General features: G+C 43.4%; 8 protein-coding genes. 1 reads left to right on the top strand and 7 read right to left on the bottom strand.

Annotated features, from left to right (window positions below; translation table 11 throughout):
• Positions 1 to 16 precede the first annotated feature (16 nt).
• The 7 genes from CXF78_RS05325 to serA form a co-directional block, all read right to left on the bottom strand.
• On the bottom strand, positions 17 to 448 hold the full coding sequence (locus CXF78_RS05325) for a nitrate reductase cytochrome c-type subunit (protein ID WP_011636040.1): 432 nt from the start codon (positions 446 to 448) through the stop codon (positions 17 to 19).
• A gap of 101 nt (positions 449 to 549) precedes the next feature.
• Positions 550 to 3,033 (bottom strand): nitrate reductase catalytic subunit NapA, encoded by a 2,484-nt coding sequence (gene napA / locus CXF78_RS05320; protein ID WP_102036195.1) that lies wholly within the window; start codon positions 3,031 to 3,033, stop codon positions 550 to 552.
• A gap of 424 nt (positions 3,034 to 3,457) precedes the next feature.
• Entirely contained in the window at positions 3,458 to 4,528 is a 1,071-nt protein-coding gene (locus tag CXF78_RS05315) for a lipocalin-like domain-containing protein (RefSeq protein ID WP_374702270.1), read from the bottom strand.
• A gap of 113 nt (positions 4,529 to 4,641) precedes the next feature.
• Positions 4,642 to 7,239: an ABC transporter permease gene (locus CXF78_RS05310; RefSeq protein ID WP_102036194.1), complete on the bottom strand. Its 2,598-nt coding sequence runs from the start codon at positions 7,237 to 7,239 to the stop codon at positions 4,642 to 4,644.
• A 4-nt stretch (positions 7,240 to 7,243) separates the two neighbouring features.
• On the bottom strand, positions 7,244 to 7,948 hold the full coding sequence (locus CXF78_RS05305) for an ABC transporter ATP-binding protein (RefSeq protein ID WP_059747623.1): 705 nt from the start codon (positions 7,946 to 7,948) through the stop codon (positions 7,244 to 7,246).
• A 145-nt stretch (positions 7,949 to 8,093) separates the two neighbouring features.
• Complete coding sequence (ygfZ, locus tag CXF78_RS05300; protein WP_102036193.1) at positions 8,094 to 9,056, bottom strand: tRNA-modifying protein YgfZ; 963 nt, start codon at positions 9,054 to 9,056, stop codon at positions 8,094 to 8,096.
• A 172-nt stretch (positions 9,057 to 9,228) separates the two neighbouring features.
• A complete protein-coding gene (gene serA / locus CXF78_RS05295; RefSeq protein WP_011636046.1) occupies positions 9,229 to 10,458 on the bottom strand; it encodes a phosphoglycerate dehydrogenase in 1,230 nt (409 codons plus the stop codon).
• A gap of 192 nt (positions 10,459 to 10,650) precedes the next feature.
• Here serA and CXF78_RS05290 point away from each other — a divergent pair, with 192 nt between their 5' ends.
• On the top strand, positions 10,651 to 11,274 hold the full coding sequence (locus CXF78_RS05290; protein ID WP_102036192.1) for a DUF2238 domain-containing protein: 624 nt from the start codon (positions 10,651 to 10,653) through the stop codon (positions 11,272 to 11,274).
• Positions 11,275 to 11,361: the final 87 nt, after the last annotated feature.

Below are 11,361 nucleotides of genomic sequence, written 5' to 3'. Positions count from 1 at the left end.
TTTATATCTTTATCAATTACTTTGTCGTAAATGTGTTTTCCACTAGTTCCTGTTTATTATCTGCTTGTGCAACATGACACTGTACACAGAAGTAGTTCATGCCATTCACTGTGCCCTTATCATCCACAACGTGTGACTTCGCCACTGGCGTTGCTTTCATTCTTTTTGCTTTATCCCAGCTATGGCATGTTAGACAGCCATTTTTGTCTGTAGTGATGCTATAGCTATCTTTATGAGGGATCAACGGCGGTTGTTCAGCAAAGCTGCGCGCGATAGCTTTACCTCTAGTCGGATAGGTGGCGATAGCATCAGCAGGTGAGTTGTCGGTTATGGCGACGTTACCTACACGAGATTCTACTTTTACAGGGGTATTATCTGCTACGGCTTGTTGTCCAGAATATGCGCTAAGGCTTAATAGTATGGCCGCGACGCTAAGTAGTTTTTTCATTTTCATCTCCGTTACATCCTAATGAATGTAGAAATCGAGTGTCGCAGCTGTCAAGGTGTAATAACCCCGCGACAGCTGCAGCAATTAATATTAAAGCGGTATTAGGCTTTAAATATTTTCACTGGACACTTTTTGAAATCAGTTTCTTTTGATAATGGGTCCGTGGCATCCAAAAGCAGCTTGTTCACTAATTGCTTAGCGTCGAAGAATGGCATAAATACCACACCTCTAGGCGGCTTGTTTCGGCCTTTAGTTTCCACTCGAGTATTGATTTCGCCGCGTGGTGATGCAACGGTAACCTCATCCCCTTGGGCTAACCCACGAGCTTTAGCGTCAGCAGGGTGCATAAAGACTTGAGCACTTGGCATCGCTTTATGCAATTCTGGTACGCGAGCGGTCATTGACCCTGTGTGCCAATGTTCCAGCACTCGTCCTGTTGACATCCATAGATCGAACTCTTCATTAGGTTCTTCTGCTGCCGGTTCATAAGGCAGTGCAAATATGACGGCTTTGCCATCTGGCTTACCGTAAAAATTGAATCCTTCACCTGCTTTGACATAAGGGTCACTGCCTTCAACAAAGCGGCGGGTGGTTTCTTTGCCATTAACGACTGGCCAGCGTAATCCTCGCGTTTGATGGTAAGTGTCAAAGTCTGCTAAATCGTGTGCATGGCCGCGACCAAATTGTGCATATTCTTCGAAAATACCTTTTTGCAGGTAAAAGCCAAAGTGTTCGTTTTCATCGTTATAAGCACCTTTACAATCGCTGGTTGGGAACTTATTGATTACGCCGTTAGCAAATAACACTTCATATAATGTTTTATCGGCTAACTCTGGTTGTTTAGCGATTAGCTCAGCGGGCCAGACTTCACTGACTTTAAAGCGCTTAGAGAACTCAACCAGCTGCCATAAATCTGACTTAGACCCTTCTGGCGTTGGTACGAGCTGATGCCAGAAATGAGTACGTCGTTCTGCGTTACCATATGAGCCTTCTTTTTCAACCCACATTGCAGTTGGAAGAATTAAATCTGCGGCCATTGCCGTGATAGTTGGGTAAGGATCCGAGACCACAATAAAGTTTTCTGGATTACGGAATCCGGGATAAACTTCATCATTGATATTAGGACCAGCCTGCATATTGTTAGTACACATAGTCCAATAACAGTTTAATTTACCATCTTTAAGCATACGGCTTTGCAGCACGGCATGGTATCCAGGTTTAGCTGGAATAGTGCCGGCAGGGACTTGCCAAAGTTTTTCAGTAATCTCACGATGTTTATCATTGTTCACCACCATGTCAGCAGGTAAACGATGTGAGAATGTGCCTACTTCACGAGCAGTACCACAAGCTGAAGGTTGACCGGTTAATGAGAATGGGCTGTTGCCTGGAGTCGCTATTTTACCGGTGAGTAAGTGAATGTTGTAGAGCATGTTATTTGCCCACACACCACGAGTATGCTGGTTTATACCCATGGTCCATAAGCTCATCACTTTGATGTTAGGGTCGGCATAAGCTTTTGCCATAATCTCAAGTTTTTCAGCCGGTACGCCGCTCATTTTTGCCGCGTATTCAACTGTGTAAGTGCTAACAAATTTTGCATACTCGTCAAAGCTAATCGGTTTGGCATCACCGCTACCTGGATTTTTAGCTTTCTTTTCCAATGGGTGTTCAGGGCGCAAGCCATAACCAATGTCAGTGGTACCTAGGGCAAATTTAGTGTGCTTGCTAACAAAGTCTTTGTTTACGGCTTTGTTTTGAATAATGTAGTTGGCAATATAATTTAAGATGACCAAGTCAGTTTGTGGCTTAAACACCATGGCATTATCTGCTAAGTCAAAGCTACGGTTTTCATAGGTAGAGAGTACGTGTACGCGGGCATCTTTATGGCTTAAGCGACGGTCTGTTAAGCGGGCCCACAAGATGGGATGCATTTCTGCCATGTTGGCGCCCCACAATACAAAGTGGTCAGCGGCTTCTAAGTCATCATAACAACCCATGGGTTCATCAATCCCGAAGGTACGCATGAATCCACCAACAGCTGATGCCATACAATGGCGTGCATTCGGGTCGATATTGTTGGTGAGAAAACCAGCTTTATGAAGCTTAGATGCGGCGTAGCCTTCCCAAATAGTCCACTGGCCAGAACCAAACATCCCTACAGAGGTTGGGCCTTTTTTGGCTATGCTGGCTTTCCATTTTTCGGCCATGGTATCAAAGGCAACATCCCAGCTTACTGGCGTAAAATCACCTTCTTTATCATACTTACCATCTTTCATTCTGAGTAATGGCGAGGTTAATCGGTCCTTGCCATACATGATTTTAGATAAGAAATACCCTTTAATACAATTTAAGCCTTTGTTAACAGGGCTTTCTGGGTCGCCTTGAGTAGCAACAATTTTACCATTTTGAGTACCTACTAGGACGCTACAACCTACACCGCAAAAGCGACATGGGGCTTTATCCCATTTTATTTCACTTTTACCTTCTGCAGCTTGAACGATATTAATTGGAATAGCGATACCCACGGCCGACGCTGCTGCGGCAGCGGCGTTGGCTTTTAAAAACTCGCGACGACTGATGCTCATGGTGTTCCTCACTCTTAGAATGTTGTACTTGGTACGTGATAGTCATTGGAGGTGACGTGATAGAGTGAGTCTAGACCTTACCAATAACATGGGTATACCTCAGAATGGGTATAGTGGTTAATAGTTGTGCAAGGTCACATTTTTCAGCGTGATGTAAATCTCATTTTAACAATTAGGTAAATGCTGTTTTAGGGATTGCTTGTAAAGCTTGTAGTGCTTGAGGCACAGCTTTTATTGTCGATTAAAACCTTTCGGTACCCTGTTACTAGCACGGCTCCCAGGAATGGGGAATTGAGATTGTGAGAGGTATGATCTTTATAGGTAGGCTACGGCTTGCTTCTCTTCGAGAAAGTCTTCGAGAAAGTCTTCGAGAAAACCTTTGAGCGAATCTTGGTGCAACATTCAACTTAAATGACCAGCAGACCTAGTAACCAGTAAGCTCCATGTAACCTTGACCTTGGTGACTGCCTTTAATCGTAATGGGGCCTTCCCAATATGACGTAGATACTGGCATGTCGCTGTTAGGGTTAACAGCTTGGGTCGTGACGTCGATGGCTTCACTATTAATCTTAATTCGCCATGCAATAGGATGATTGCCTAATGCGGTTTGTTGCCACTGAGTGGGTTGCATATCAATATCACCAGGGTTGTCTCGGCTATTAATATTGTGGCCACTACCATCAGTAAACATCCTTCTGGCACTGTAAAAGTGTGCTTGGTCATTTTCGCCGCGCAGTCTAAATGCCATTAGCGTTGAATTGTCGTCTAAACGCAGTGAAAACCAGTCCCAACCTTGCTGGGCTTTGGTTAAAAATTGTGAACTCCATTCGCGGTCAAGCCAAGCTTTACCGCTGACTAGTTCTGTTACGCCATGACGAGTTATTTGACCTGTTACGTCGATAAAAGGCTGGCTGTAATAGTAAGACGCTACGCTTTGGTCTGCACTTTTGCTGCTATAACCTTTATCACCTTGTAATTGCAGCGGTTGCTGACTATTTAGCTGTAATTGATAACTAAACTGATCACTAGCCACATTTAATGTTGCCGGAAAAAGACTGTCAGACTGACCTAACCATTGCCAGTTTTGCAGATGCACTTCAAACGGTTGCGATTTTACACCTGCAAGTTGCGGGTGCCCTCGTGACCATTTCTCAGCTAATAAATGTTCATTTGATGTTGTTACAGCGGCATGAGCCATGTAAAGCTGATTTGTTTCCCAGTCATTGGTGGCAACTGTCGATTTTTGAGGTGGTGTCATTCCAATGCGAAATTGAGTCCATTGCACGCCAACATCTTCACCTGCAGCCGTGGTCAGGTTTGCGGTTAAATACCACCACTCAATTTTAAAGTCATCGTGCGCTAAATGGTCTTGTGGAAAGTGTAAGGTTTTACCTTGAGTGACTTCGCTATAACCTTCAGCTGATGCAGATGACATGCTACTAATTGTTGACTCTTTTGTGACGCTATCTTGCGCAGGTGAGCAGGCTGTTAACATTGCACACAGAGGCAATGCTAAAAGGAGCATCCATTGTGTTTGCCGTGTTGTAAACTTGGTATGTAATACAAACTTGAAAGCGATTGAGTATATGCCTTTAAAGGTAACAGAGATCATAGCGCTTCCTGTTGCAAACTTGATATCAAGGGTTTTCTGGTTTGCCAATACAAAGGTAAACACACTGCCAGTAAACAACTGACTACAGCAATGATCACCACTTGAGCATATGCAGCCCAATCCCAGACCATGGCGATGCTCCAGCCAAATGCTTGTAATGTGACTTTATGAATTAATAAATAACCCAGTAACGCGCCTGTCGGTAACGCGAGAAAGCAGGTCAAAAATACGATAAATAGCATTTGTACTAACACCATCATCCGTAATTGGTTACGGCTAACACCTAGAGCATACAAGCGGGCTAATGGCGCTTGCCTCGCTTGCGTTAGCATTATACAGGCACTAAATAAGCCGATTGCCGCCACCAGTAAGGTCAAGCTGTTGAGTACCACAGTGATCGAAAATGTTTTGTTAAACATATTAATCGCTTCTGTTTTAATCCGCTGTTGACTGTACATATAGGCTGAAGACAAGTTGAGCTGTTGGCTAATACTGTTTTGTAGCGGGGTAATATCGCCTTGATAAGACACTGCCAGGCTAATGGGTTTTGCTGGTAATTGAGATTGCTGCCATAAAGACTGAGTGATAATCGCTTCGCCTTGGGGATTACCATAATCGTAATAAATACCGCCAATCGTCATGATGTGTTGATCAAGTTGCGATAGTTGAACTTTATCGCCTATATCGAGTTGGTATTTTATCGATAATGGCTCACTGATCATCAGGCTTTCACCTGCTGTGAAGGTTGTCCAAAAATCATCGGCAGTGGTTTTAAACACGGTTGTTTCAGTTAACGACAAATGGTCACGACTGACTAAATGAATTGGCACTTGTGTTTGCGGTGTTTCAGCTCGATTAAGATGGCTATCGACAGTCCATTGCTCATAAATAGCCTCAACCTTGGGGTCTTGTTTTAATAATAGCGTTAATGTATCGATTTGGTTTGGGTTGGGTCTAATGTATAAGTCTGCATGCAAACGGGCATCGAGCCACTTTTTTAAGGTGATTTCAAAACTACCCACTAAGGTATTCATGGCAATGTTGGCACACAAAGCTAGCAGCATAGCCATCATCGCCAGAGCGAGTGGGGCAATAATCTCTTTGGTTTCGGCAATCACATAATTCCACAACCCTTTAGGCATAAAAGGACTGAGTAAGTTAACCGCCCAATGCAGACATTGTGGTAACAGTAATGGAATCGCGACCGAGAGTACGCCTAGTAATATTAAGCTATGGCGATATTGTTCAGTAAACGCAAACGCGATAGTGCAAACCAAAAGTAGCAATGCCGCAATAATGAATTGTCGCCAATGAATAATACTGAACTGTCGGCTTTGTGGCTGCTTTTGAGCCCCTTGTGCAAGTGGGGTGTTAATAAGGTTTATTAGCATTGGAATACAAGCAGCAAAGGCTGCAGACAGGGTTAATACGAGCGCTTGTGCAAACCATTGCCACTGCCAGTTTCCCGGTAACAATTTAGCGCCATATAGCTGCTCAAGAGTCATCGCGACCATAGGTTGTAACCATTGCGATAATTGCAGTCCGACAATAAAACCTAATACACAACCTATAAACACTAAACAGACTATTTCAATGCTTAGGGCTAGCATGATGGTGCGTCTATCGAGCCCTTGTTGCATGATTTGCACTAGCAATTTTTGACGCTTCATTAAGCTATAACGAACCCCGTTATAAGCGATAAATAAGCCGACCACAAAGGCCAACATGCTCATGGCATCAAGATTAAGATGAAAGCTGGCAGTGAGGGCGGTAAGTGATTCGCCTTCACTTGTTTGGGTGGTGAAGTTCAGCTTGGTGGGATCAATCCCCGCTTGGGTTAAGGTATGCGTTAATCGAGCGATTAGTTGCGCATCTGTTTCTGATTCGTTTGCGTGAGAGGTATTTGTATCTGCGGAGGGGGAATCAAATACGGCAATGTAGCTTAATTTACCCTGCATATTCAGCATAGGTTGAGCGAGTGATATATCGGCCAAAATAGCAGAACCAAGTCCCCATGAATCGTCAATGGCAACAAATTCAACAGGCATACCATTAAGTATTATGCGGTCAGTGTTGTTAGTCACTTTACTCATGCGTTCGCGCTGGCTTGTCGACATTAGCACTTTAGGTTTGCCTGCCAGTAGTTCTGCTAACGGAATATGCGTCGCTGTTATCGATGAGCTAGTACCTGATTGCTGTAGTTGCATACTGCTGGTAATCGCGGCGACTACATCACTACTATTAATTCGCCATAGCCTGCCTTGTTCATCGGTTGCAATTCCTTCAATGCTGGCGATGGTGTTGAATCCTGCATTGGCTAACGCAAAATAAACCGACTCATCAATGCTGTCCTCAGTGCGGTGACTAATCGATAGTCGAGCTTGTTGGCTCATGAGTTCGGATACATTACCATAGCTTTGTTTAGCGTTTTCGTTAGTGGCGTATACGCCAATCAATAACGTTACCGCCAGCATGATGCCCAATAAAATTGCGCTAGCTTGCAATGGGGCGTGACGATAATGGCTGGCAAACAGCTGCAAGCATAATCTTAAACGCTTAATTGAGGATAAGTATGATGAAGAGTGAGTCATCATGGGCTTAACCTTGCAATGTCATGTCAGCAGGGTTAATCACAATCTGCTGATTTTCGACGTGCCAGCGATGCTGCATAAAAGCGGCGCATTGTTCGCTATGGGTCACCATTAAGATACAGCAGTTGGCTTGTTGAGCGAGTTCGGTTAGCAGTTGCATGACTTGTAATCCGGCATGTTGATCAAGATTACCTGTCGGTTCGTCGGCTAATATGAGTTGTGGTTTATGAGCGAGTGCCCTCGCAATGGCCACCCGCTGTTGTTGCCCACCGGATAGGTTTTCGACGTTACGATCTAGCAGTGGTGTTAAGCCAAGCTGGTGGCAAAGTTCATCACACCAAGGGCTCCACGCTAACTGATTAAGCGCCAGTGAAAACTGAATGTTGTCACGCACATTTAATGGGGTGAGCAAGTTAAACTGTTGAAATATTACCCCGAGTGACTGACGTCGATATTGGCTCCATTGTTTATCTTGCCACTTTGTCACCGAATGCATGTTGCCTGTTTGGCGGATTAACATGTCGCCGCTGTCAATCGTTTCAAAGCCACCAATAATATTCAGTAAGGTACTTTTACCACTGCCACTAGGGCCTGTTAACGCAATCGTTTGGCCTTGTTGCAGTGTTAGGCTGACATTGTTAAGCACCGAATGGAATGACTCGCCATCGCGAAACCCTTTACTCATGTTTTCTAAGGTGACGATAGTGGTCATAGTCGCTCCATAACGTATAGGCTTAATAGAATTACTGCATCAACAGAGTAATATTATCAATAATATACGTGATATGAAGCGCAAATGTTCAAAAATAAAAAAAGCGAGCCAATGGCTCGCTTAGTCAATGTATCACTCAAATTAATTAAGCATCTGCTAAAGAATACGGTAACTCGATAATAGATAATTGTGAGCTTTCATCACCGGCAATACGAAGTTGCGCCGTGTTTTCGGTATCATTTGGCAATACAGCTGTCAGTAATACTTTATCGCCATATTGGACGCATTCAATGATATTGCCACCACGACGGAAACCGTCTTCAAGGGCAATTTCTAATTGAGTATCAGTGCTGATGGTTTGCTTGGTGGTGCCAGATATAATATACAATGCACGTTTATTGCCTCCGCGATATTTCATTCTGGCAATGGTTTCTTGGCCCATGTAACAGCCTTTGGTAAAGCTAATACCATTAATGGCTTGCAGGTTGCACATTTGCGCTACGTACTGGCCGGAATGAGCTGCATCTATGTTTGGATAGCCGGCTTTAATTTCTAATGCTTGCCATGCACTGGCATCAAACATTGTTTGTCCCGATTGGCTGATGATGGTTTCTGCTGCCGCATTATTAATAATGGCAATAAAACGTTCGCCATCACGAATAATTACACCTTGCTCTACAAGATTAAGTGCTTGCGATACATCGCCAAAGTTTTCAGCTGCAAAGGCTTGTGCTTGTGATCCGGCAATACCAATTATTTGATAATTATTACTGACATCTGCGAGTTCGGCTTTACTGAATACAGCGTATTTTTGTAACTGGGGTAAATCTAAGCTTAAAGTACTTTTCGGCAGTAACATAAATAAGCTATCGCCGATTGAAAACGTACGGAAACTGGCGAGCATTTTACCTTTAGGGTCGCAATGAGCACCCCATTTCCACTCGTTTGTGCCAAGGGAGGTAATATCTGTGGTGACTTGGCCATGAATGAAACTGCGCCCTTGCTCACCGGTGATTTCGATTAACCCCATATGCGTCAAACTTGATAACATTAATTCAGGAGACGTGGCGATAAAATCCCAATCTGGCTGGTTTACTGAAATGGTCATAACTATCCCTAACGTGTGAATAAGACGGTATGGTTTGGAGTGTAACGGATTAATAGAATGCTCAACAGGGGGCTATGGTTTTAAAGCTAATAAAAAAGCTACCTTGTGGACAAGGTAGCTTTTTTAGGAAGACAATTAACTCAAGTTAATTGCTTATAAAATATAAGTCAGTTTAAAACAATACCCGCGCACGGATAGTGCCTTCAATAGACTTTAATTCAACTAATGCTTCTTCAGCTTGATCTGAATCGACTTCCATTACCACGTAACCAATTTCAGCGGTAGTTTGTAAGTACTGAGCTGCAATGTTAATGCCTTTTTCAGAAAACGCTTGGTTAATTTTAATCAATACACCAGGACGGTTTTGGTGAATGTGCAATAAGCGTGAGGTGCCACTATGTTGTGCTAGCGATACTTCTGGGAAATTAACCGCAGACAGAGTCGAACCGTTGTCTGAGTATTTGACCAGCTTACCTGCCACTTCTACGCCGATGTTTTCCTGTGCTTCAGCAGTACTGCCACCAATGTGTGGTGTGAGTAATACATTGTCTAAGCCGCGTAGTGGAGAGATGAATTCATCATCATTCGACTTAGGTTCAACAGGGAATACGTCAATCGCTGCACCCGCAAGATGTTCTGACTTCAGTGCATTGGCTAAGTCTTCAATATCAACTACGGTTCCGCGAGAAGCATTGATAAAGAAACTGCCTTGACGCATTTGAGCAAATTCAGCTTTAGCGAACATATCTTTAGTTTGCGGTGTTTCTGGTACATGCAGACTAACAACGTCCGCTTGAGCCAATAACTTGTCCATAGAGTGAACTTGAGAGGCATTGCCTAACGGTAACTTATCTTCAATATCGAAGAAAATCACTCTCATGCCTAAGGTTTCAGCCAAAATACCCAATTGAGTACCAATATGACCATAACCAATCACACCTAAGGTTTTACCACGGACTTCAACACTGCCATTAGCACTCTTCAACCAACCGCCACGATGTGACATGGCATTGCGCTGTGGAATGCCACGCATCAGCATGATGATTTCACCAATCACCAATTCAGCAACACTGCGCGTGTTGGAGAAAGGAGCGTTGAAAACTGGAATGCCCAGTTTCTCAGCCGAGGCTAAATCGACTTGGTTGGTACCAATACAAAAACAACCAATCGCAACCAACTTTTCTGCATGATGCAGTACTTCCGCAGTAAGCTGGGTGCGGGAGCGTAATCCAACAAAGTGAGCATCTTTAATTGATGCAAGCAAAGCCTCTTCGCCTAACGAGGCTTTATGGTATTCAATGTTGGTATAACCTGCACGTTCTAGTACATCGACCGCAGTTTGGTGGACGCCCTCCAACAGCAGGATTTTGATCTTATCCTTGTCAAGCGAGTGTTTCGCCATGATATGGGTACCCTCTTATCATTAAATGGTGCTTAAGCTAATGGTTATACTAATGCTTATACTAATAGTTATGATATAAATGCGGACTTCCGGCGCATTATCAAAGTAGCACTTTTTTAAGCGCTTGTAGAGGGCTAGATGGCTAAAGTTTATATTCTAATTTGAGAACAATATCTCATGGAGAGAATTAAGATGAAGAGTAAGGTTATATGGATAGGGATTTATCTATTAGTACTGTTGTGGTCAGTTAGCGCACCTAAAGATATGTTCACTTGGTGGTTAGAAGCTATACCAGCGTTAATCGCATTACCTATTTTATTTTTTAGTCGTAAAAACTTTCCGCTGACCACGTTAGCTTATGCACTTATTTTAGTGCATTGCTGTGTATTATTTGTGGGTGCGCGTTACACCTATGCCGAAGTGCCGTTATTTGACTGGTTAGCACAAGTGATGGGCAGCGAACGCAATAACTACGATAAAGTCGGCCATTTTGCTCAGGGATTTATTCCGGTGATATTAGCTCGCGAAATCTTTATTCGTAAGCAGGTGATGCAAATTGGTGCCTGGTGTCAGTTTTTAGCAGTATGTTTTGTGTTGGCATTTTCAGCTTTTTATGAATTAGTTGAATGGTGGGTTGCCATTGCTACGGGTGAAAATGCCGAGGCATTTTTAGGTACTCAAGGATATGTTTGGGATACTCAATCTGACATGTTTTTAGCGTTAATTGGTGGGGTATGTGGCTTACTGTTGTTATCGTCTCTTCATAATAAACAAATAGCGACCAAAATGGCGCTTAACCAGCCGTCTGCATCATAGGGCTCACTTAGCTTATTCTTCCATAAAATGTGTAAATTTGGCTGCTAGCATTGATGATAAATTGATGATGTTGAGCGAATTGAAAGT

This window comes from Shewanella sp. 11B5, from assembly GCF_002836795.1.
GTDB lineage: Bacteria > Pseudomonadota > Gammaproteobacteria > Enterobacterales > Shewanellaceae > Shewanella > Shewanella frigidimarina.
This window is presented reverse-complemented; position numbering and strand designations above follow the sequence as displayed.

What these genes read in the sequence shown, in the direction of transcription:
- ygfZ (WP_102036193.1), bottom strand. Translation starts at nt 9,056, where the DNA reads ATGACCATTTCAGTAAACCAGCCAGATTGGGATTTTATCGCCACGTCT.
- napA (WP_102036195.1), bottom strand. Translation starts at nt 3,033, where the DNA reads ATGAGCATCAGTCGTCGCGAGTTTTTAAAAGCCAACGCCGCTGCCGCA.
- CXF78_RS05310 (WP_102036194.1), bottom strand. Translation starts at nt 7,239, where the DNA reads ATGATGACTCACTCTTCATCATACTTATCCTCAATTAAGCGTTTAAGA.
- serA (WP_011636046.1), bottom strand. Translation starts at nt 10,458, where the DNA reads ATGGCGAAACACTCGCTTGACAAGGATAAGATCAAAATCCTGCTGTTG.
- CXF78_RS05305 (WP_059747623.1), bottom strand. Translation starts at nt 7,948, where the DNA reads ATGACCACTATCGTCACCTTAGAAAACATGAGTAAAGGGTTTCGCGAT.
- CXF78_RS05325 (WP_011636040.1), bottom strand. Translation starts at nt 448, where the DNA reads ATGAAAAAACTACTTAGCGTCGCGGCCATACTATTAAGCCTTAGCGCA.
- CXF78_RS05315 (WP_374702270.1), bottom strand. Translation starts at nt 4,528, where the DNA reads ATGTTAACAGCCTGCTCACCTGCGCAAGATAGCGTCACAAAAGAGTCA.
- CXF78_RS05290 (WP_102036192.1), top strand. Translation starts at nt 10,651, where the DNA reads ATGAAGAGTAAGGTTATATGGATAGGGATTTATCTATTAGTACTGTTG.